A 24,060-nucleotide genomic window follows, 5' to 3' on the forward strand; every position below is an offset into this window, starting at 1 on the left:
CCAAAGCATTAATCGTTCACAACCTCAAACTTGTAACCAACACCCCATACAGTTACAATCATTTTCGCTGCATCTGCTGACTTTTTACTTAACTTCTCACGCAGGCGCTTTACATGTGTATCAACTGTGCGTAAATCACCGAAAAATTCATACTGCCATACTTCTTTTAATAACTGCTCTCGGTCAAATACTTTATCAGGTGCCTTCGCTAAAAATAGTAATAATTCATATTCTTTTGGTGTTAAATTCACTTCTTCTCCATCAGCTGTAACACGATGTGCGTCATTATCAATTGTGAGATGAGGAAATACAATAACATCTTTTGTTGTCGTATCTTGCGTAAAGAATGTCGTTGTAACTGAGCGACGTAAAACAGCTTTTACACGTAGCACAACCTCGCGTGGGCTAAACGGTTTTACAATATAATCATCTGTACCAACTTCAAATCCTTGTACGCGATTCACTTCTTCTCCCTTTGCCGTTAGCATAATAATCGGTGTGGCTTTTTTCTCACGAATACCTTTACACACTTCAATGCCATCTTTTCCAGGCATCATAATATCTAAAAGAATTAGATCATAATCATTTTGCAACGCTTTTTCTAACGCCGTCTCACCGTTGTCAGCCTCATCAATAATGTACTGCTCTCTCTCTAAATACATTTTTAACAAACGACGAATACGATCTTCATCATCTACAATTAAAATCTTTAATTCATTTTCCATCGCAACCCGCTGTACATGTAAATGTCACAACGGTTCACACCTACCTTTCTCCAATAAAGTGAAACTTTCCTCAAATTTGGTTTCCACTGAGGGTTCGTTGAACTAATCAAGTGCATATTAGTAGTTATCTCCCACTTGCCTTCTATTCCTCTGAATCTAGTGAGGGGGATATCCTAATTACTAATTAGAACAGAATAGAGCCCTAAACTTACCCTTATCTCATTTTCATAGACAAAACCTTTCATGATTGAAAGTTCACCTTTGCATTATGTTTCACAAAAATAATAAAATTTGTTCATAGTTTTTCCAAAAATATGTATGTTTCCTAAACAATATAATTTGTCCTCGACATCATTTTACAAAATTCTCTTATACTTTGTCATGTTTTTCTCAAAAAAGAAAAGAAATTGACAAAAATAAAATAGGAAAGTGACGGTTACCTTCCTATTTTATCCCGCATTAACGGGCAGTAAGCCCTCCACCTCAAGATTGTGAAGAATCCGAAGAAGATAGGTGGGGGATAACTGCCCGTAAAAGCCCGATTGGTGAGAGCTTTCCATCAGTGGGAGATGAAAAAACTCTCCACTGATGGAAGTTTCACTTTATCCTGCAATAATGAATCGTACGACTTGACTCGTTGAACTTCAATTATTGTTATGCATATGAATGCAGGCCTGCAATTACTAAGTTTACCACAACAAAGTTAAACATAATAATTGCAAATCCGATTACTGCAAGCCATGCTGATTTTTCACCGTGCCACCCTTTAGACAAGCGTAAATGTAAAAAGGCTGCATAAAAGAGCCAGGTAATGAGTGCCCAAACCTCTTTTGGATCCCATCCCCAAAAACGTGTCCATGCAATTTGCGCCCAAATCATCGCAAAGATTAATGCGCCTAACGTAAAGACTGGGAATCCAATTGCAACAGAGCGATATCCAATTTCATCAAGTAAATCACTATCCACTTTTTGTACTACTGGTTGAATCGCCGCTGCTACTCGCTTACGTAAAATCAATCTTAATAGGATGTACAATCCGCTTCCTATAAATATCGACCAAATCACTGTGTTTAATTTTTTCGCATTAATAATAGCAGGTGTTTCTATTGCAGGCTCAAGTTTGTCGGTTGTGACTAACTTTCCTTCATGAGGTCCTACTAAAGCAGGTAGATTGTACACCATTTCTGCTTGCTGCTCATTTTTATCAATCCATTGGAATTTCGCTTCGTATTTTATACTTGAAAAAGCAGTTGTCACTGCTATAAATCCAATTACACAAACAAGTGAAAAAATAACTGCTTCCAGCCAAAATGTTTGCTTGCTTTTTTTGACTGATCCACATTTTTCAGTAAATATATAACCCCCGCAATAAAACTAATTGCTAAAATAGCTTGGCCAGCAGCTGCTGTTGTTACATGAATCTGTAGCCAGTAACTTTTTAATGAAGGGATAAGCGGTGTAATTTCCCTCGGAAACATACTTGCATAGGCAATGAGTAAAATAGCAACTGGAAGTGCAAATAAACCAAGGATGCTTGTCTTATATATAAAATACATAATAATAAATGCACCAACCATCATCATGCCGAAAAATGTCCCAAATTCAAAAAAATTACTAACTGGTGCATGTCCTGATGCAATCCATCTCGTAACAAAGTATACCGATTGCGCAGCAAAACCTAGAATAGTAATACTTATCCCAATGTTTGCCCACTTCCGCCCTTTTTCTTTAATCGCACCTCCAAAAAACAACGTTGCAATTAAATACAATACGAAAGCAGCAAATAAGAAATTACTACTTATTTCTACCATACTCTCTCCCCACCTTAACTAATTTTCTTCTCATTGACTTTATCATTTGGCTGTGGAATGCTTGTCCCTTCTAAGACTTTTTCTATCTCTTTTCGCAAACCATACCAATTTTTATTTGTATGCCCAGCAATCCACCATTCATTGTTAACACGTTGTATCCAAATACGTCGATGATTCCAATACATACCTTGAATAACACCGACCATGAAAATAAAGCCTCCCAGAGCTATAATCCAAAGTGTCAAATCTTTTCGTACAGTAAGCGCTGTAACGTTACGCGTTTCTACACCTGCAAAAGACATTTTGTATAAATTGTTTCCTTCTGGCTCTATATTTTGTCGAATTCCAACAAAGCTCACTTCTCCATTTGGTGTTTCGGGTGTAAACATTTTAAAAACAAACGCTGGATTATTAGGTAGCTTCGTTTTTGTATTCGGTTTTCCACTTTCATCAAAGTAAAAATCCGGAAAATAACTTAACAACTGCAGAGAGTATCCATTTCCTAAATCGTATGTTTCTTTTGGATTTGCTAGATCAACTGTAATTGGGCCCCATTTTTGGCCACTTTCTTTCTTTTGTAAAGCAAAAGACATTTTACTAAATTCGCCCTCTTTAAAATCTACTTGATAAAGAGCATAATGATCAAATTTAAGAGGTTCATTCACTCGAATGCTATACTCTTTCACTTTCTCAAGCTTTGGCTTTTGACCAGCAATATTTTTTCCAACTGCTTTATATAATACGGCATTTGTTTGATAGTTTTTCGGAATTATCTTATTCCCAACTCGATCAATCGCATTATCAAAGACCTCATTTTCTTTTCCTTTATCATAGACTTCTTTAATGAATTTTTCATTCTTCAAATAATACTTTCCGTCTGTTCCTGGGATTTCTTTCGTTTCACCTTCACGAAGCCAAAGCGATTCATCTACATACATACCAGGGACAAAACGCAGCATCGTTCCAAATAAGAAAATAATAAGACCAATATGATTTACATATGGACCCCAACGAGAAAAACGTCCTTTTTCTGCTAGAATGTTATCATTTTCCACTCGTACATTGTATTTTTCTTTTTCAAGTTTTCCTTAACACATTCAATTTCTTCTTTTGTTGCTAGTGCTACTCCGTATAACCGCTGCCTCTTTAAAAAACTCGGATGCCTTGTTACGCCTTGTTTTTTCAACGCTTTATACAAAGGAACAACTCGGTCTAAACTACATATAACGAGAGAAATCCCGATAGATGCAATTAACATCATATACCACCAAGAGCTATATAGATTGTCAAATCCTAATTGGTAATACAATTTTCCAAGAAAACCATACTGCTGTTCATAGTATTCCCCCGGCGTGACATTTGGTGGGAGATACATTTCTTGTGGAAAAATCGTCCCCACTCCAGATGCAATAAGTGTAATAACAATGAGCCATACTCCAACTTTTACGGAAGAGAAAAAACTCCAAATTTTATCCACAACTGTTTTTGTATGTGTAATAGACCGCCGTGCACTTCCTTCATATCGCATATCTAATAATTTTGTATCTTTCTCATCTTCAAAAGGCTTTCCGCAAGCTTCGCAAAAGATTGTACCAATTGGGTTTACATGACCGCAAACACACTTTATTTGTTCCAAATCCCTCACCGCCGTTTCTTTTCTCTATGTATCTATGTTTCATAACACTTTCACTGAATAATCAGAATTTTATTGTTAGGTACTGAAATTACAAACAGCACCTCAATTGACCAATACTACCTGTACAAATATATTTTCTATACATTTCTCATTTATGGAGTAATTTTCTTTAAATATTCTTCCATTTGTTCTTTAGATTGTGTACCTGTAATTTTTTCGACAATCTTTCCGTCCTTATCAATTAAAAACGTTGTTGGTAACGGTCCTACATCATATGTATTTAAAATTTCTTGTCCTTTATCAATCGCTACTGGAAATTTCAGTCCATATTGATTCACAAAGTTTTTCACAGCAAGTTCTGTTTCATCTGCATCTAATGCTACTATTTCGACACCTTTTTCTTTATATTTCGGATATAATTCATTCATATATGGCATTTCTTTCTCACAAGGTCCACACCATGTTCCCCAGAAATTTAAGAAAACACCTTTTCCTTTTAAATCTTTTAACGTAATTTTGTTACCTTCTAAATCAGTAGCAACAAAGTTTGGCGCTTCCTTTCCAACTTGCGCTTTCTCCTTATCAACAAAAAAGTTTTGATATAACGTAAACCCTACTGCCCCTCCTAATATGAGCAAAATGATTACACGAAATAACAGCCTATTTTTCTTCACGGTGTCTCTCCTCTCTTAACGAAATAAATAAGTTTAGCACATACTAAACTTTTCTATGTATTCACTTCTATCAGTAAAGATTTCTTTACTGATAGAAGCTTTTATTCCTGTTACTAAATACTATCTTGGTTTCGTTGAAGCAAGAGCACGAAGTTGTTTTACTTCATGAGGAGATAATTCTCTTGCATCTCCTGGGCGTAAATTACCTAACTCTAAAAAGGCATACCGCTCACGCTTTAATTTCATCACTTTACATCCAACTGCTTCAAACATTCTACGCACTTGGCGATTTCTTCCTTCATGAATTGTCAATTGTACAATTGCAACCTCTTTACGTTTATCCCAAGAAAGGATTTTCACATGCGCAGGCGCTGTTTTCCCTTCTTCAAGCATAACACCTTTTTCTAACATGCGGATTTTTTCACCAGTTAACGGACCTTTTACCTTTGCCACATATGTTTTTTCAACCTTATACTTTGGATGCATTAAAATGTTCGCAAAGTCTCCGTCATTTGTCATCAATATTAAACCAGATGTATCATAATCTAAGCGACCAATTGGAAAAAGGCGCTGTGGAATTTCTGGAAAGAAATCTGTGACCACTTTTCTTCCTTTATCATCTGTTACACTCGAAATAACACCAGTTGGTTTATATAATAAAAAGTAAGCAGGTGTTTCTTTTTCAAGAGGAATGTTGTTTACTTCAACTTTATCTTGCGCACTCACTTTCGTTCCTAGTTCGGTCACGACTTTTCCGTTAACCTTAACTTTCCCTTGTTGAATAAGTTCCTCTGCTTTTCTTCTTGATGCGATACCTGCTTGTGCTATTACCTTTTGTAATCGTTCCATTTCGTTTCTTCACCTCAAATTCATCTTACCTTCATTAGAAGGACTTGGCAACTGTCTAACCTAGTAGACAATGCCCATTACTTACCATAAACAACATTGCCAACTTTGTAAGCTAATAAAGGAATGCGGTATGATTCTCTTCTTTATTATGGTCCACATCCTTCCATTTGCTTACGGCAAATGTTCACGTTTTTGTCAAAAACAATCCATAAAAAAGCCACTATTAAGCGCATTCTTAATAGTGGCTGTATTCGTATTATAGTCCAATTTGAATGAAAAATGAATCATTATTACTGAAACATAAGTGAAACAAATACAATTGAACACACGATACCAATTAAATCAGCAAATAAACCAACTTTTAATGCATCACCCATTTTCCGAATCCCAACCGCCCCAAAATAAACTGTTAAAATATAAAAAGTCGTATCTGTACTTCCCTGCATTGTGGAAGCAAGTCTCCCAATAAACGAATCCGGCCCATATGTGGCAATTAAATCCGTTGTAATGCTTAGTCCTGCTGATCCAGAAATCGGACGAATAAGTGCAAGCGGAACAATTTCTGCTGGCACATGAATCATATCTAGCATTGGTTTCATTACATGAATCATTGCATCTAGCGCTCCTGAAGCTCGAAAAATGGCAATAGAAACGAGCATACCAACCATAAATGGTAAAATGGATACAGCAATTTGAATCCCTTCTTTTCCCCCTTCTACAAACGACTCATATGTCGGTACTTTTTTACCGTCCCATATAATAGAATAAATCCAATCACGCATGGAATCACCCATAGAGAAATCATATTGACAATACTCATTTTTTCTTCCCCTTTCTACTTCTTCTTCGGTAAAAATAACGATCAATCCAAATGGCACCAATCATAGATAGCACTTGAGCGATAAAGGTTACCCCTACAATTTCAGTAGGGTTTGCAGAATGATATGTCATCCGAATTGAAATAACCGTAGTGGGAATAAGCGTGATAGCCGATGTATTTAAGGCAAGAAATGTTATCATAGAACGACTCGCAAAGTCTTTTCCCCCATTTAACTCTTTTAAATGTTCCATTGCTTTAATCCCAAGTGGTGTAGCTGCATTTCCTAAACCGAAAAAGTTTGCCCACATATTGGATAAAATAAAACCCATCGCTGGATGATCCTTCGGAACTTCTGGAAACAATTTTTTTACAAGAGGCATACACAATGCAACAAGCTTCTTTAATAGTCCCGCTTCTTCTGCAATTTTCATTAAACCAAGCCAAAAAACAAGAACACTAATCAGTCCAATACAAATAGTTACAGCACTTTTTGAACCTTCAAAAACCGCTTTATTCACTTCTTCCATCGTTCCATTAAACATTGCATACACAATACCAATTAACGCCATCGCAGCCCAGACAAGATTAACCATCTGTTTTCACACCTAACATTTGTGAAAATACTTCTTTAAAATCGCTCCAAAACAAACCTGTTGTCGCAATAAGCTTTCGTTTACTATAAAATAAATTACGCTCCCCAATTTCTTCTCCATTTAGATAAGCAATAGCGCGACCTACTTTCTCTTCATCTGTTACCTTGGCTGTTTTATCAAATTCAATTTGTAATGTGACCTTTTTTAACTCCTCTTTTGTTAGCGGCACTAACAAATCATTTTTCGTATATACATGATTTTTATACTTTTTGTCTTGAATTTCAGAAAGTACTCCCTTTTTTAGTACTGTAGTTGATATATACTGTTTAAAACCTTCATTAAATAAATACATATGATCGTCCCAATCACTCGAAGCCTGCAATGTTACAACAATCAAATCTAGCCCATCTTTTGATGCAGTTGTTACAAGTGTTCGTCCTGCCTTTTTCGTAAAGCCAGTTTTTCCTCCTGTTGCATACTCGTACATAGATGTAACAAGCTTATGTTTATTTTTCCATGGATAATCCCACGCTTGCGACTGATACGTTTTCGTTCCAAAAATTTCACGAAATGTCTCATTGTTCATGGCGTACCGTGTTAACTGTGCCATATCATATGCTGAAGAATAATGTGTCCCATCCCCATCTAAACCGTGCGGGTTAGAAAAATGTGTATCCTTCATTCCAATTTGTGCGGCCTTTTCATTCATTAAATAGACAAACCCATCCGTACTTCCACCAATATATTCTGCAATTGCCTGAGCTGCATCATTTCCAGAACGTAACATTAAACCGTATACTAAATCCTCTAACGTTACTTTCTGCCCTGGCTTTAAATAAATAGCCGATCCTTCCACACGAACAGCCGTATTGCTAATTGATACCTTTTCTTTCATTTTCCCTGATTCAACTGCCAAAAGCGCGGTCATAATTTTTGTAATACTTGCAATTTTTTCGGATTCATGCTCTAACTTTCCATATAGTACACGCCCCGAATGCTGCTCCATCAACACGGCATTACGAGCACTAACATTATTCATTTGTGCATATGTATCATTGGGTAACATACTTACACATATCATAATAAGTGCTATCACAATCCATCTTCCTCGCATATATTCACGTCCTTTTCGGCACTTTTTGTACAAGTGTATGCTTGGACCTTTAAAATATGAATGGAAGTTGAGGTAGAGGACTTACTGCCAGCAAATAGCGGGATAAAGTGAAGCCTCCATCAGTGGGATTTTTTTATCCCCCACTTATCTTCCTCGCTTCTCTCTAAATCTTGAGGTGGGGGTTTTACTACCCACAAAAAAGACGCATCACGATGCGTCTAATATGGTATCCACTGAAGTTCTTTTACACTTTCAAATCTTTTCTCTACATCACCCCAGTTGACAATATTCCACCAATTCTTAATATATTCTTCCTTTCGGTTTTGATATTGTAAATAGTATGCATGCTCCCATACATCAAGTACTAATAGAGGGATCGTATCCCATTGCGTAAATAATTGATGAAGTGTACTTTGTAAAATTTCTAATCGCCCGGAACGAGGTGCCCAAACGAGAATCGCCCATCCAGAACCTTCCACCTTTGCTCCTGCTTCTGTAAAATGTTTTTGAAAACGTAAAAAGCTCCCGAAATCTTTTTCAATTTGCCTCGACAAGTCTCCATGTGGGCTACCACCACCATCTTTTTTCATATTGTTCCAAAAAATAGTGTGTAAGTAATGTCCGGAACCATGGAAAGCAGCTTCTCTCTCCCAATGCTTTATTAAATCAAATTGATTTGTTTTTCGTGCTTCTGCCATCATTTTCTCTGCTTTATTCAATCCTTCTACATAACTACGATGATGCTTATCATGATGAAGCATCATAATTTCCCTTGAAATATACGGTTCAAGTGCATTATACGGATATGGAAGTGGCGGAAGAGTATGTCCCCCAATCGGTACAGCAGTTTCTACATAATTTCTTTCGTATAATACATATTGTTCTGAATCAGACATTAACGCCTCTTGTAAGTAGTGTTGAATATGTTCAACATCATCACTAATTTCATAAACAAACTCCGCATCATAATCATATTCATTTTCTTTAATACGATCTAATAACATTTGAATTTTATATGCAAGCATATGGACATCATACACTTCCGTTGCCCGGTTATCTAATACGTGGAGAACACTTTCGCACCAACTTTCAACTTCATGAAAGTAATCGGTAAACACTTCTTGCTGACTCATATGTCACCTCCATCAATGCTATCCTTTTTAAATGTATTCGAAAGTATGAGCGTATATGACGTTTCAAAAAGCAAAAGAAGCTAGGCATCACCTAGCTTCTTACAGAGTTAATATTTTTGTATCATTTTCGTTTGATAGTCTGTCTCATAATATTCTAATTCTTCGCGCAACATTTGAAATTTCCCTTCTAACTCTTGCATCATTCGTTCAATAGAAAAAGGAGGTTGTTTTTGAAAGGCAATTGAATTCTTCCCTGTATAAGCTGATCGGCTATTTTCATACCAATAATCATTTTTCGGTGAAAAAAACTCTGCAATCACTTGATGATAGATTTTATATAACGTTCTTTGCGCTGCATTTTTTCGAAACGGCTCATTATTCATTACTACGCAGCAAGCATCTAACCCTTCTTCACAAAATACAAGTAAACGTCGAATTGAAGCTAACAATCCAGCAAAATACTGTTCATCGCCTTCAGGTGTTTCTTCTAATAATAAAGGTAATGTGTGATTATTTACATATTTTGTGATCACTTCAATTACTTCTTCCAAAAAAACAGTTACTTGCCGCGTTTGATTTTCAACCATTAAATTCGACATGCTAGTTTCTCCCCTCACCATTTTAACGGATTTTCGAAAATTGCTTCTGCTGCTATTATTGTTTCTTCATCAAAATATACGCGATATTCTTCTATCGTATTAATATGAAAACGCTCTAGCTGTTTCTATTTTTATCACATAAGCTAGCGCAACATATATGTTTTGATTTTCGATTTTAAAAAGCAGATTTCCTTCAAAAGGAGTAAATTCTTGCAAAATTTCTTCAAAATAAAGTGAAACTTCCATCAGTGGGGGTCTTACTGCCCGTTAATGCGGGATAAAACATGAAGCGCCTTTTCTGTTCTATCTTATATATTAATGCTTAAATGTATAAAAATTTTGTAATATGCTAAATTACATTTTTTAGTTTATAGCTTTTGTAACTGAATTTTCCTTTTTATTTTCACTGAAGTTTGTCATAATAAAAATATTGCCTCAGTTTTCTTATATAAGGAGAGTTGTCTTTATGTCGTTTTCATGGAAACGTATGCTACAAATCGGAAAATTTATTTTCCCCTTTGTCATACTAACAATTGTGTTTTTTCAAGCACGAAAAGAACTATCAGGTATCTCATTTCGAGAAGCAGTTGAAACGATTAAAAACATTCCATCTGGTGGTTTTTCTTAGCCGTTACACTTGGCGCATTGGCTATTGCTACAATGTTCTTTTATGACTTTGTAATGCTGCGGCATTTGCAAGCTGATATACCAGTTAAAAAGATTTTCCGCATTTCTTGGATTGCTAATACATTAAATGGATTTATAGGATTTGGTGGTCTTATGGGGGCAGGTATACGTACAATGTTATATCGTCCTTATGTACAGGAGAACGGTAAACTTCTTAAAAGTATCGCTTGGATGACAACGGCTTTTATTAATGGGTTAGCATTACTATCCTTTCTTGGCCTCATCGGCGTATTAGATACAAGATTTATTTTACAAGAAAAACCTTGGCTATGGCCAGTTCTCATCTTTTTTGCCCTTTTTGTCCCATTATACATAGGTGTTTCAAAAATAAAAAATCGCAAGCGAAAAACAGAAGAAACAGAACAAGTAGAACAAAATCCAACTGTCCTCTATTCACTTGTTTCATTAATAGAATGGGTATCGGCAAGTATTGTTATGTATGTCATCTTACTTCTATTTGGGATTGAAGTAGATTTCCGTCAATTTCTCGGTGTATATGTCATTGCAGCCCTGGCTGGCGTTGTTAGCCTTGTACCAGGAGGACTTGGCTCCTTTGACCTTGTTTTCTTAACAGGACTAGAACAGTATGGATTTGATACAAGCGTATTGCTTCCTGCTATGTTATTATATCGCTTTGTATATTATATTTTACCATTTGGACTCGGATTGGTTTTTGCAGCGATTGAAATGACAGGAGCTGCTCTAAAGAAATTTGAAGATAAACCATTTATTGCACCTGCCCTCGAAACAACTGGAGTCCTTTGGACGTTACAACGTGATTTTCTAAGAAAGCTCGGTTCTTGGGCATCTGCTGCGTTAACAAGCTTTGCAGGAATCATGGTGATTTTCTCCACTATCTTTCCAACAAGTATTGAACGCGCCCATGTACTTCATATTTTAGTCCCTAAATACCTAGTACAGATTTCTTTTAGTTTATCGCTAACATTTGGTATTTTGCTCGTTATTTTATCAAGCGGCATTTATCATGGAACGAAGCGATCCTACTATATGACGATTGCAACCCTAATCGGAGCCGCGATTTTTAATACATTAAAAGGAATTGATTTAGAAGAAACCTTTATCTTACTCATTGTACTCGCTGTACTATATATGATTCGTAAACGATTTATACGTGAAAAAGTGGAGGTTTTATTCTCAGATGTAGTAAAAGTATTCCTTTTTTTACTTATTACATTGTATCTATACAAAAACTTAGGGGTACTATTTGCGGAAGCAAAGGAAGTGTTTAAACCTGATTTTGTTGTTCGTAATATTAAACAAGTACAACGAAGTGCATTTGCCGCAGCCTTTTTTGTACCAAGCTTTTTACTAATTGGTTCCATTATCGCAAATCGCTATCGAAGTAAATTTCCCGGGCAACCTTTCAATCCGAAACGGCTGCAACTTTTTTAGATGAACATGGTGGGAACGTGTTAAGCCATCTTGGCTTTTTAGGAGATAAGCAGTTCTTTTTCAGTAGCGATGGCAAAGCGATGATTCAGTTTTCTCCTACAGGTAAACGTCTTATTGTACTCGGGGATCCAATCGGACAGCAATCTTCTTTTCGTAAAGTATTAGAAGAATTTCTAACAGAAGCGGATCGTTTCGGATATATTTGCGTATTTTATCAAATTGAAAGTAAATGGATGAGTTTATATCATGATTTCGGTTACAACTTCTTCAAACTGGGTGAAGAAGCGGTTGTCGATTTAAACACTTTTACAATATCCGGAAAAAAGAGCTGGATTGCGTGCAACTTTTAATCGTTTCGAACGAGACGGTTATACCTTTGCGATTCACGAACCACCATTTGCAGATGAATTGTATGATGAACTCAAAAAAGTATCGGATGCATGGCTTGGTGGAAAAAAGGAAAAAGGCTTCTCTCTTGGCTATTTAGATCGTGATTATGTGAACCGTGCGCCGGTTGCAACACTTTCTGATGCTGATGGTCAAATCATTGCCTTCACAACATTGATGCCTGTATATCAAGATGGTGAGTTATCTGTTGATTTAATGCGTTATTACCCTAATGCACCAGGTGGAATTATGGATGCTATTTTCATTCATTTATTCCAATGGGCAAAAGAAAATGGCTATCACTGCTTTAATATCGGAATGGCTCCCCTTTCTAACGTTGGGTTATCGGCACAATCATTTTGGTCAGAGCGCGTCGCAGCAGCCATTTTCAACAATGTTCGCTATACATATAGCTTTAGCGGCCTGAGACATTTCAAAGAGAAATATAAACCCGCATGGAGCGGGAAGTATTTAGCATTTCGGAAAAATCATTCATTGCCAATTACGATGCTCGCTGTAACAAAATTAATCGGAAAACGAAAAGACAGCTAAACTTCTTAGCTGTCTTTTCGTTTCTGAACTTGTAATACAAACTGCTCCTCATATTTCTCTCCGTTTATATAAAAAGTACCCCATATTTTATAAATCCCTTCACTCGGAAACGTAACGCGAAATTGCAATTGTCCTTCATCATTAACAGGAACAACGTACAAGAAATGTTGTTTTTTTCATCTACTATGCACAGTGCAGCACGTTCTCCTGTATTTGAGCGAAATTTTAGTTTTTGCCCTTTTTCTATTTGAAATTGAAACGTTAATGTTTCCTCTTCATTCGGATGTAACGTACGAAATAAAAGCGATGCTTTGTAAGTACCAATATTTTTTGTTAATACACTATCTACAGCAATTGGCTTTTGTTTTTTTCTTCTTTATTGCCTACTATAATATTTTTTTCAGCAAACTGTTTTGTTGTCTCTCCTATTTCTTCATATAAGAAAATTGTATATTCCCCTGCTTTTTTAAATTGATACGCGGCTTTATATGAACCATTACCAGCAAACGTTGGTCTCACCTGATACGACTGCGCTAACTGCTTGTCCACAATAAATAACCGAATGTGGTCGTTTACACCATGAATCTCATTCCCTTTTTTATCTTGTAATTGAAATGTAATATGTGCAGTTTTATTTACATCGATATCATCAAGTTGCCACTTCACTTGTTGTACTTGTCCCGTTGTTTCTTCGCTGCTTTTGTATTTTTTCATATAAAATCCGCCAAGAACAATAAGAAGCAAAGCGATAATTCCTATTATAAGATTTTTCACGAAATCACCTATCTACTTTTTGGTAAATTGTAACATAATTCAGACTATTTTATATATAAAAACATCTAATCTATATTCTTTTTTGTGCAATTATTTTATCTTACACTCTCTCCACCTACCTTCCTTGTCTTTTCATAATCTTGTGGTGGGGTTTTACCGCTCATAAATAGCAATATTAATAGAAATACACGTTTGAAAACACACTATTGAAAACGCTCTACTTCGTGTATACTACAAAGAGAAAACTGCTTAATCGATATTATAATCACTATATAATATCGATTGCTACATAACGAGGAGGATATATATGAGCGTTCATATCGGAGCCAAAGAAGGCGAAATTGCTGAATCTATTTTATTACCCGGAGACCCTTTACGTGCAAAGTATATTGCAGAAAATTTTTAGAAGATGTAACATGCTACAACAATGTACGAGGTATGCTAGGATTTACAGGAACATATAAAGGCAAACGTGTCTCTGTTCAAGGAACAGGTATGGGCGTTCCTTCTATTTCTATTTATGTAAACGAATTGATTCAAAGTTATGGTGTAAAAAACTTGATTCGTGTGGGAACATGCGGTGCGATTCAAAAAGACGTAAAAGTACGTGATGTTATTATTGCAATGACTGCTTGTACCGATTCTAACATAAATCGTTTAACATTCCCTGGATTTGATTTTGCGCCGTGTGCAGACTTTGAGTTATTAAAGAAAGCATATGATGCTGGTGTAGAAAAAGGTTTACATATTCGCGTTGGTAACATACTAACAGCTGATGTATTTTACCGTGAAAGTATGGACATGGTGAAAAAACTTGGCGATTACGGTGTTTTAGCTATTGAAATGGAAACAACTGCACTGTATACATTAGCAGCAAAATACGGTGTAAATGCATTATCTGTTTTAACAGTAAGTGACCATATCTTTACCGGTGAAGAAACTACAGCTGAAGAGCGTCAAACGACATTTAATGAGATGATTGAAATTGCATTAGATGCAGCAATTCAATCGTAATTTTCACAAGAACTTGTCATACGTCTGGCGAGTTCTTTTTTATCCCGCATTAACGGGCAGTAATACTCACACCTTAAAATTCGGTGAAAGCAAAGAAGTTAGGCAGGAGATAAACTGCCCGTTAATGCTCGATTGGTTCAACTAACTATCAGTAGGGGATGAAAAAATCCCCACTGATGGAAGTTTCACTTTATATGACTTTTTGAAAAAAACTATCTCAACAAGCGACAGATTTCCTCTCCTACTCTCTTTATTCGTTTGTTATAATAAGAAGACTACTATGGAATTTACAATTTATGAGGTGAAGATGTGAAAAAAGAAGCATTGTATTTAAGCTTTTTCTATTAACATCAGCATTGTTTACTGCTACATTTTTACTCTTTTTCCTTGGACAATCACTGTTTTTAGAAAAGTTTTATATAAAGAAAAAAATTCAGACGGTCCAAACATCTTTCGAAAAATTTGTAAGTAAATATGAAAAAAGTGATCAGTCAGTTGAAGAACTTTCAAAGTTAAAACAAGAGTTTTATGAAAAAACAAATGCTGAACTCGTCTTACTAGATCGTAATGGCATTATTCAGGATGACAAAAATTATCACATTGAACTTGTTGATACGTCTAATAAAACATTTTTTATTCCACTCAATAACATTTTCACAAACGATGAATATTCTTCGTTTATAAAATTAGGATTAAACATTAATGATCCAATCCGTGTACAAGGGATCTTAAAACAAGATATGATTATTCCTATTACAATTACTACTGCCGACAACAGGATATGGCAAAATGATAATATCATTTCAGACTTGAAGCAATTTGGTATACAACTTCAAGACGTGAAAAAACTTTATATACAAAGGATTTCGGTGTTGGTGTTAGCACATTTGACGGTACTATTTCAAAACTGCACATTCCTTCCTCAAGTGATATTCGTCTTGCAAATAAAGATACATTAATCCAGGGTATTCAGCACTGGGAGCTTTCTGTCGCATTAGGAAAAACAAATACAAATGAAATGACGACGTATACAATGGGCGGAGAAAATGAAGTGAAATATCAGATTTTTGTTAAACCCGTTGTTAAAAATGGTGAAATAAAAGAATTTGCATTTGCAATGACATCACTGCAGCCCGTTGATGAAGCTATGCTTGTTTTGAAAGATTATTATGTTTATGCATTAATTATCGTCTTTATTGTCATTATTTTATTGTCATTCTATTACTCAAAAATCATTGCAAAGCCGCTTATTAAAATGAACCGTGTTACAAAGAAAATGGCGAACTTTGATTTTTCTGAAAAACTCCCAATATCAACAGACGATGAAATTGGAAGCTTATCAGGTAGTATTAACAGCCTTTCTGTAAATTTAAAAGATCGAATTGACAAATTGCATGTAGCAAATACAAAACTACAGCAAGATATTGAAAAAGAGAGACAGCTAGAGAAAACAAGAAAAGAATTTATCTCTGGCGTATCCCATGAATTAAAAACACCGCTAAGTGTAATCCGTAGTTTCGCTGAAGGCATTAAAGATGGTGTAAGTAAAGATACTACGTATTATACCGACGTTATTTTAGAAGAAACTGATAATATGAACCGCCTTATTGTCGAAATGCTAGAACTTGCAAAACTTGAATCTGGCACATATAAATTAGAAATTAAAGCTTTTTCAATTGGAGAATTAATCCAACAAGTTTATACAAAGCTATTATTTAGTATCGAAGAAAAAATTTACACGTAGAGCTTGCATTAGATCCAACTATTTATGTACAAGCAAATCGCAATCGCATTGAACAAGTTGTCGTCAATCTATTAAGTAATGCAATTCGTTACACACCAAATGGGAAACAAGTAAAGCTATCTGTCATTGAGTATGAAGAAACGGTAAAAGTAGAAATTGAAAATAACGGTACGCCGATTCCTGAAGAAAGCTTAGATAAAATATGGGACCGTTTCTATCGATTAGACGCATCCCGTAGCCGTCATACAGGCGGAACAGGTCTAGGCTTATCCATTGTAAAAAATATTTTAGAACTTCATCATGCCGATTACGGTGTGTATAATAAAGAAAATGGTGTTGCCTTTTATTTCGACTTACAAAAAGCAAAAGAAGTCAAATAATTTGTTCTAATTTCACGAGGAGTTCACATGAAATTCACATACTCCCTTTATAGTAATAACTAGTTAATCCTTTCCTTTACACATATAAAAGAGGAGAGTGCGTGAAATGAAACAAGTAGGACAACCAATTCAAAATGAAAAACAATTAGAAAAAATCAAAGATATACTATTACACTCATCGAAGCGTGATGCTTTATTATTCGTGTTAGCTGTGAATTCAGGATTAAAAGTAAGCGAGATTTTACAATTAAAAGTTGGCGATGTTATTGATGAAAATGAACATGTTCGTCATTCTATTTTGTTCTATAATGACAAAATGAAAAAACATAAATGGTTCGCTGTAAATGAAGAATTGCAACATACTATCGAACAATACATGAAAGAGCGAAAAGTATGGAAACGAAATGAACCATTATTAAAATCTCAAAAGGGAACAAAGTCTATTACAAGACAACACGCTTGGTACATTTTAAATAAAGCGGCAAAAGAAGTTGGTTTAGAAGGGATTAGCTCACATACACTTCGCAAGACATGGGGATATTGTGCTTACAAATCTGGTGTAGATATTGCATTTTTACAACACTTTTTTGATCATAACACCCCATCCAAAACTTTAAAATACATCGGTATTGCTTAGTCATAATTACTGTAAATAGATTTTAAAAAAGGTAACTATTTTGTAAATAGTTACCTTTTTTAATCCAATAAACTCTATTACTTTCTTTACCATCTTAATATATCTTTCTCTTTTCTTGTTTCTCCTATCTTCTAGTGATACTCTAGTAGTAGGGGGAGAAATATGAACACATTAACAATTGAATTACCTAAAGAAACATTGGAAAAACTGCAATTATTACAACAAGCTCACAAACAGAAAACAGGTGCTGTCGTTACCGAAAGCACACTCATTCAATCTCTTATATCAAGAGAATTTATTCAAGAAATTACACCGTTTGATTTACAGAAATATGTACAACAAAAAGAACAGCGATAAAGTTCAACTTTGATTAGTAAGCGTTTTCATCACTGATTATTAGTTGAATCAAACTTGCCATTATAGGCAGTAAGACTCCCACCTCTTTTCTTGATGGTGGGAGTCTTACTGTTCGAAAATAGCGGGATAGACACCGCTATTTTCTATTGAATTGATTTTACATATTCCGCAATTGCATGAACTTCCTGTTTTGACAGTTGTGGCTTTTCTTCATATTGATGCTTCTCTACTGCCTCTTCAATAGTTTTCGCACTACCATCATGTAAGTACGGGGCTGTTGCCCATACACCACGAAGCGTTGGAAGATCAAAGTATCCTTTTGGTCTTTTATTTTGGAATCCCCCACGCGCATCACCATCATAATTTGTATCTGTTTCATTAGCAGTCCCAATGTTATAAAGGAAGTTTGTATTGTTCGTCGTTAATTTACCATTTTCATCAACAGCTTTTGTGCTATTTGTGAAATTATCCCCGCCATGACATGTTAAACAATTTGCCTCGCCTTTAAACAGCTGCTCTCCATCCTTCGCAGTAGGTGTTAATTCTCCATTCCCTTGACGATATGGGCTTTTGGGGACAGGAAACGAATTCGGATCATCCAAAAAGGCTTGCAAAGCATCATACATATGCTGCACATCTTTTGGAAGTTCTTTTCCAGGTGAAATTTCCATCATACCGCAAATTTCACCTTGTATGGTATGGATATAATCCGTAAAATCATCTCGTGCGCCGTCCCACATAAACAAACCTGTTTTTGTCGTTAAGACGTTGCTTGGTACATTTCGTTTCCCTCTTGGTGTCAGTAATGATAAACCATTAATTTCTCCATCACTATGACACGTTGCACAACTCATCCAGTTGTTCCCTGTAATCGATGCTGCATATTTATCGCTATTTGCACTGTAGAAGATTTCTTTTCCTTCGCGTACAAGTTTCGATAAGGAATCTTTTTCAATTAATTTAACTGTCTTCTTATCAGCTTGCACTTTTGCATATGAATCATTACCACCTGTTTCTAAGAAAGCAAGATTATGACTCATCGCATTATGAACTACTAATGTGTTTTCTTTTGGAAGCAACATAATACCGCAAATTTTTTAAAACAAAAGATACAAAAACTATTGACAATGATAATGATAACCATTATCATTTATTATGAAACCAACAATTGATGAATCAACCAAACGCTCAGTAACATTGTTACCCCTCTTTTTTCATAAAGAAAAACACTGTACATTCCCCCTGTTTGTACAGTGTTTTTCTTTTTATCCTAATTAGCGCTTTCAATCAATGAAGGTGAAGTCCCTTGATAAAAATACTACTTTACCCTACTACTATTTCACTTCATTCAAATAAATTTAGTTGTTCAGGTCTAGGTTCGCCATACGTAACTCCAAGCATATCCATCATTTGTTTTGCATTATCTGCCGCATCTCCGCCAGAGTTATTGTTAAATAAAAGGTAAATTTCCTTTGTTTTTGGTTTTAATTCTTGTAACCTCTCTATCCATTCTTCTAATTCCTGTTTGTTATAGCGATATAAACAGCGGACTGCTCTCCAATTCTCTCCCGTATTCAGCCACCCATGTACATTGCGCCCGTGAAATCGAACTAAGGTCATCTGTTCATGCGTTGCTTCTAGTACAATTGGAATAGAACCAATTCCTGCTTGTGGTTCATCACAAATAGTATGAATCCAACCTTCTTGTTTCATAAATTGCAATGTTTGATTACGAAATTGTGGATAAAACCACGTTTGATTACGAAACTCTAATGAACATGGTATATCTCTCATCTTTTCTTTCGTATAGCGTAATAAATCCACATTTTTCTTTTGACAGTCGAACCAAGGTGGATACTGGAATAAAACCATTTTTAACTTATTTGCTTTTTGGAGAGGAACTATCGACTCTTTAAATGCCTGAAACATATCTTCAATATTTGCAAAAGGGGTCTCTCCGCGCATATGCCCTGTCATTCCTTGATAAGCTTTCACAATAAATGAAAAATTTGGCGGTGTTTCTAAAACCCATTTCTCATAATTTCTTGCAGGCTGTATGGCATAAAAAGAACTATCTACTTCTACGATTGGAAAATACTCACTATATGTTCGTAGTTTATGCTTCATTTCATAGGCATCTTTATATAAAGCGTTATGATCTCCCCATCCTGTTAACCCAATAGAAATCATCCGAACACCATCTCCTATCCACCTCTAAATCTCAAAAACATATTATGATATATGGAAAAAATCCAAATTACAGAGTCATTTAATTGTCTCACATTAACGGGCAGTCCCACACACATACTAATGTAAGTTTCACTTTATAAATAATTCATCACAAAGTTACAATCTTAACAATTTCTATTCCATTGTTATCCTATGGCTTCTTAATCTACTATAACAAACCGAAAAAAAGTTTTGCTATACAAAAAACTCTCTTTCTTTACTTTTCTTTACCTCAGCTTAACGTTAATTTAACGCTTATTTTGTATAATTCATAGTGAAAGAACTTATACGAAACGAGGGTGAATGCAGATGAAAGTATTATCATCTATCCGCTTTTGGATTATTTTCATGTCATGTATAACGTTATGTTTTGCACTCTTTGTAATTGGAGAATACAATAAACCAAAAGCAGCCTCAAACGAAGGCACCATACCCTATGACATCCTATATACAAAACAAAATCATATACCCCTGGTGCATGATGCGCAAAAAGAAAAGGTTGTTCTGAAGGGGATGGTGATAACCGACGCCACTTCGTATAAACAATTAGAAATAATCGCCAAACAAATCAAAGAAAAATATGCACATGAAAAACTCGATTCAATTGAACTTACAATCCATAATAAAAATAACAGTCAATATTATGATGATCTTGCTTTTGAGCCAACCGCTAAAGGAAACATTGTCATCTCCTATACACCGGTAACTAAAACCGCGCACAGTATGAATACAAATATAAATATTCAACTCAACAAGCACCCTTAATCTAAAAGGGTGCTTGTTTCTATGTATACGCACATTTTTTATAAATTAGTCAAGTATCCTAGGTCTTGTCCTGCAAAGATGAATATCATATATCGACAAATGATTTAAAGAGAGAGAACTTATTAAGGAGGAATTATGTATGATGTATCCATACAATCAGTACAATTATTCTCGAAATGGGATGAAAAATTACAAAAATTTAATTGGCACAAACGTTCAGGTTAATTTAGGAGGTCCAGAAAAAGCAGAGGGAACATTATTAAAAGTTAAAAGTGATTTTTGTGTCGTACAAAATGACGATGGTGTTGTTTACTATCCGTTACATCATATTAATGGCTTTGCCGAGCAATATGAAGATGACTCTGAAGAATCAGATGATAATGAACAAAACAACAATCAAAATAACCAATATGAGGCCCCTATCATTGTAAGCGGAAACCGTTTTGGAAGTGTTATTAACCGTCTAAAAGGAGAAACAGTTCAATTTAATCAAGGTCCGAAACAAATAGAAGGAACTGTTGTCGGCCGTACTAGTGATCATATTCTTCTTGAGGTTGATGGTCAGGTTACGTATGTACCAACGTTCCATGTTCAAAGTATGCGTTGGAACTATAATAATGATAATAATGACAACAATAACGATAATAACAATAACGATAACAACAATAATAACAATGATGATAACGAAACACGTAATCAAGATAACAGCGAAAAAAAGAGATGCAAACGTTGCAAAAAACGCCGTTAAGACAATAACGGCTCATGTACTAGAAAATAAAAACATAAGTAAATCCCAGATTACTCATTTTATAATCTGGGATTTACTTCTTAAAAGAATGGAATCCATTCTTTTATTTTATTCATCCAATTTTCTTGCTGTTCTTTTCTCTGTTTTTCTTCCTCTTGTCGTTTTTTCTCTTCTTCTTTTCGCTTTTTTTCCTCTTCAATGGTTTGTAAATGTTTTGTATACTCAGCTTCTGGTATAAGCGACAAATCAAAGTTTTTTTGACTTGGCTGCCCAACTGCTTTTTTCATAATATCTTGAAACATCGTTGTCGTTATTTGACTACCACCAGGAACAAAATGTTCACTATCTGTTTTATCGTAGCCAACCCAAATGGATGCAACTAATTCTGGTGTATAGCCAACAAACCATGAATCTTTTGCACCGCTGCTCGGGCCATCTACAAGTTGTGTTGTACCCGTTTTCCCAGCAGTCTCTACAGATTTAAGTTTTGCTTTTTCTCCCGTTCCTTTCTCTACAACCCCTTGTAATAAATACGTCATCTTTTGTGCCGTTTTTTCATCCGTAACACGAGTTTCTTTTTTATACCATTTCCCTACTGTATTCCCTTCACTATCTTGCAGTTCCCGAATTGCATGTGCTTCCATTTGTACACCATCATTCGCAAAGGTCGCATACGCTTGTGCCATGACAAGTGGAGACGTTCCTTCACTCATCCCTCCTAGCGCTAATGCATAAGATTGATCATTATCTTGAAGCGGAATGCCAAAACGTTCTAAAGACTGCAAACCCTTTTCCAGGCCAATTTGTTCCAGTAGCCAAACGGCTGATACATTATAGGAATTAGCAAGTGCTTCATACATCGTTACATTACCATGGTATACATTCCCGCTATTTTTCGGTGTATATCCATTAATGTCTAGTGGTTCATCTTTTAATACATCATATACCTCATATCCTTGTTCCAATGCGGGTGTATACACTGCCAATGGTTTTAATGTTGAACCTGGCTGGCGTTTTAATTGCGATGCATGGTTAAACTGTAAAAATTGATACGGCCCTCTTCCTCCTACAAGAGCTGGAACATCACCCGTTTTGGGATTCATGAGTACAACACCTGTTTGCATAATTTGATCAGAAGTAGTCTTTGGAAAATAATGATCATTATTCACAACATCTTCTACCGCTTGTTGCATCTTTGGGTCTAATTCTGTGTAAATCTGATAACCACCTGATAAAATTTCATTTTGTGTCAAGTCGTATTTATTCATTGCCTCACGAACAACATAGTCAACATAGTAAGGATATTTTCCCTCATATTGCTTTTCGACACCACGGTGAAGTGAAAGCCCTTCATCTTTCGCTATTTGAAATTGTTTGTCTGTAATATAGCCTTGTTCCTTCATTAAAGAAAGAACAACATTTCTTCTTGTAATTGATTTATTAAAGTCTTTAAACGGTGAATACGTAGAAGGCGCTTTAATTAATCCAGCTAAAGTGGCAGCTTCAGGAATCGTTAATTCCTTCACTTCTTTATCAAAATACGTCTTAGCAGCATTTTTAATCCCCCATGCTCCCTCACCAAAATAAATTTGATTCAAATACATTTCTATAATTTCATCTTTTGTATATGTGCGTTCAATTTTTTTGTAATAAAATACTCTTTGAATTTTCTTGTAAACGTCCGATCTTGTGTTAAAAATACGTTTTTAGCAAGCTGTTGTGTAATTGTACTTCCCCCGGCAACAACTTCTCCTGCTGTTATATTTTTAATAATAGCATTAAAAATTCCGCTATAAGATATACCACGATGCTCATAAAATTTTTGGTCCTCTACTGCAACAACAGCTTGAATCATAACGTCTGGGATATCTTTACGTTTAATTCCCTCTATTTTCGAAGAAGACAATTTTGCTGCTACCTGCTTATTTGCATCGTAAATCACTGTTGGCTGAGGTACTGCATGTTTTAATGCCGATATATCTTGGGCTGTAATCATAATGTTCACAAAGATAAACAAAGATAAGCCAAAACTTCCTAAAACCAACAAAAATATCCGCAATTTTTTTCTTGTTTTGAACCACTCTCTTATACTTTGTAATTGAGTGCTGTTCCACTTCATTCATTCACTTCCTCTACCTTACTTTCAAATGTATATATGGGTAACATCTTTATCTTTACAAATTTTCTATGATATCGTTATAATTCGTCAAGTCTAAGCTACCCTTTTCATACTTTTTGTATGAAAAGGACATTCTATAAGTACGAGTATTACTAAAAAAGTGTTAACATTACTAATTTTTCAACTTGTCTAATGTTAAGTTTTTGTAAACTTTTCGATAAAATGTTTTAAAAACCGACAACTTTTTGGTAGAATGAACTAGCCAATATGCTTTACATAACTATTTTTTGGTGGGGGTAA

The 24,060-nt window shown here is 35.3% G+C and carries 12 protein-coding genes and 9 pseudogenes; 7 read left to right on the forward strand and 14 right to left on the reverse strand.

All coding sequences use genetic code 11. From position 1 onward, the window contains the following. Positions 1-8: 8 nt before the first annotated feature. The 10 genes and pseudogenes from resD to ACEWFJ_RS17335 all read right to left on the reverse strand — a co-directional run bounded on the left by resD (position 9) and on the right by ACEWFJ_RS17335 (position 9,954). Positions 9-725 (reverse strand): DNA-binding response regulator ResD, encoded by a 717-nt coding sequence (gene resD, locus ACEWFJ_RS17290; protein WP_253629103.1) that lies wholly within the window; start codon positions 723-725, stop codon positions 9-11. Between the two features lie 654 nt (positions 726-1,379). Then, positions 1,380-2,536, reverse strand: a pseudogene (gene ccsB, locus ACEWFJ_RS17295) (c-type cytochrome biogenesis protein CcsB). A 14-nt stretch (positions 2,537-2,550) separates the two neighbouring features. After that, a pseudogene (gene resB, locus ACEWFJ_RS17300) lies at positions 2,551-4,172 on the reverse strand (cytochrome c biogenesis protein ResB). Positions 4,173-4,324: 152 nt separating this feature from the next. Then, the gene (gene resA / locus ACEWFJ_RS17305) at positions 4,325-4,846 is read right to left on the reverse strand and encodes a thiol-disulfide oxidoreductase ResA (protein WP_098309446.1); all 522 of its coding nucleotides are present in this window, start codon (positions 4,844-4,846) and stop codon (positions 4,325-4,327) included. A gap of 120 nt (positions 4,847-4,966) precedes the next feature. Beyond that, positions 4,967-5,695 carry a 23S rRNA pseudouridine(2605) synthase RluB gene (rluB, locus tag ACEWFJ_RS17310; RefSeq protein ID WP_473689338.1) on the reverse strand — a complete coding sequence of 243 codons (729 nt, stop codon included), beginning with the start codon at positions 5,693-5,695 and terminating at the stop codon, positions 4,967-4,969. 290 nt (positions 5,696-5,985) lie between these two features. Then, positions 5,986-6,515, reverse strand: a pseudogene (spmB, locus tag ACEWFJ_RS17315) (spore maturation protein SpmB). Next, the gene (locus tag ACEWFJ_RS17320; RefSeq protein WP_440603197.1) at positions 6,512-7,108 is read right to left on the reverse strand and encodes a nucleoside recognition domain-containing protein; all 597 of its coding nucleotides are present in this window, start codon (positions 7,106-7,108) and stop codon (positions 6,512-6,514) included. The pseudogene spmB and the gene ACEWFJ_RS17320 overlap by 4 nt, the downstream one beginning before the upstream one ends. Beyond that, entirely contained in the window at positions 7,101-8,222 is a 1,122-nt protein-coding gene (locus ACEWFJ_RS17325; RefSeq protein WP_473689339.1) for a D-alanyl-D-alanine carboxypeptidase family protein, read from the reverse strand. The genes ACEWFJ_RS17320 and ACEWFJ_RS17325 overlap by 8 nt, the downstream gene beginning before the upstream one ends. A gap of 218 nt (positions 8,223-8,440) precedes the next feature. Next, positions 8,441-9,355: a superoxide dismutase gene (locus ACEWFJ_RS17330; RefSeq protein WP_473689340.1), complete on the reverse strand. Its 915-nt coding sequence runs from the start codon at positions 9,353-9,355 to the stop codon at positions 8,441-8,443. Between the two features lie 107 nt (positions 9,356-9,462). Then, the gene (locus ACEWFJ_RS17335; RefSeq protein WP_098309452.1) at positions 9,463-9,954 is read right to left on the reverse strand and encodes a DUF3907 family protein; all 492 of its coding nucleotides are present in this window, start codon (positions 9,952-9,954) and stop codon (positions 9,463-9,465) included. Positions 9,955-10,420: 466 nt separating this feature from the next. Between ACEWFJ_RS17335 and mprF the strand changes: the two are divergent. Continuing rightward, positions 10,421-12,993: pseudogene (gene mprF, locus ACEWFJ_RS17340) on the forward strand (bifunctional lysylphosphatidylglycerol flippase/synthetase MprF). 5 nt (positions 12,994-12,998) lie between these two features. Here the strand turns inward: mprF and ACEWFJ_RS17345 are convergent. Further along, positions 12,999-13,767 (reverse strand): annotated as a pseudogene (locus ACEWFJ_RS17345) (hypothetical protein). Positions 13,768-14,074: 307 nt separating this feature from the next. Here ACEWFJ_RS17345 and deoD point away from each other — a divergent pair. The 4 genes and pseudogenes from deoD to ACEWFJ_RS17365 all read left to right on the forward strand — a co-directional run bounded on the left by deoD (position 14,075) and on the right by ACEWFJ_RS17365 (position 17,899). Continuing rightward, a pseudogene (gene deoD, locus ACEWFJ_RS17350) lies at positions 14,075-14,781 on the forward strand (purine-nucleoside phosphorylase). 323 nt (positions 14,782-15,104) lie between these two features. After that, positions 15,105-16,905 (forward strand): annotated as a pseudogene (locus tag ACEWFJ_RS17355) (HAMP domain-containing sensor histidine kinase). Positions 16,906-17,011: 106 nt separating this feature from the next. Then, the gene (locus ACEWFJ_RS17360) at positions 17,012-17,542 is read left to right on the forward strand and encodes a tyrosine-type recombinase/integrase (protein ID WP_473689341.1); all 531 of its coding nucleotides are present in this window, start codon (positions 17,012-17,014) and stop codon (positions 17,540-17,542) included. 162 nt (positions 17,543-17,704) lie between these two features. Then, entirely contained in the window at positions 17,705-17,899 is a 195-nt protein-coding gene (locus ACEWFJ_RS17365; protein WP_098309458.1) for a DUF3924 family protein, read from the forward strand. 143 nt (positions 17,900-18,042) lie between these two features. Here ACEWFJ_RS17365 and ACEWFJ_RS17370 read toward each other — a convergent pair. Both ACEWFJ_RS17370 and ACEWFJ_RS17375 read right to left on the reverse strand, forming a co-directional pair. Then, positions 18,043-18,987: pseudogene (locus ACEWFJ_RS17370) on the reverse strand (c-type cytochrome); the annotation flags it as partial. A 256-nt stretch (positions 18,988-19,243) separates the two neighbouring features. After that, positions 19,244-20,089, reverse strand: coding sequence for a DUF72 domain-containing protein (locus tag ACEWFJ_RS17375; protein WP_473689342.1), 846 nt, complete (start codon positions 20,087-20,089; stop codon positions 19,244-19,246). A gap of 348 nt (positions 20,090-20,437) precedes the next feature. Here ACEWFJ_RS17375 and ACEWFJ_RS17380 point away from each other — a divergent pair, with 348 nt between their 5' ends. Together ACEWFJ_RS17380 and ACEWFJ_RS17385 are read left to right on the forward strand one after the other, a co-directional pair. Further along, on the forward strand, positions 20,438-20,893 hold the full coding sequence (locus ACEWFJ_RS17380) for a hypothetical protein (RefSeq protein WP_473689343.1): 456 nt from the start codon (positions 20,438-20,440) through the stop codon (positions 20,891-20,893). 139 nt (positions 20,894-21,032) lie between these two features. Beyond that, entirely contained in the window at positions 21,033-21,641 is a 609-nt protein-coding gene (locus ACEWFJ_RS17385) for a hypothetical protein (RefSeq protein WP_473689344.1), read from the forward strand. 80 nt (positions 21,642-21,721) lie between these two features. Here the strand turns inward: ACEWFJ_RS17385 and ACEWFJ_RS17390 are convergent. Continuing rightward, positions 21,722-23,760, reverse strand: a pseudogene (locus ACEWFJ_RS17390) (transglycosylase domain-containing protein). Positions 23,761-24,060 lie beyond the last annotated feature (300 nt).

It is taken from the genome of Bacillus sp. EA-CB0995, assembly GCF_055814245.1.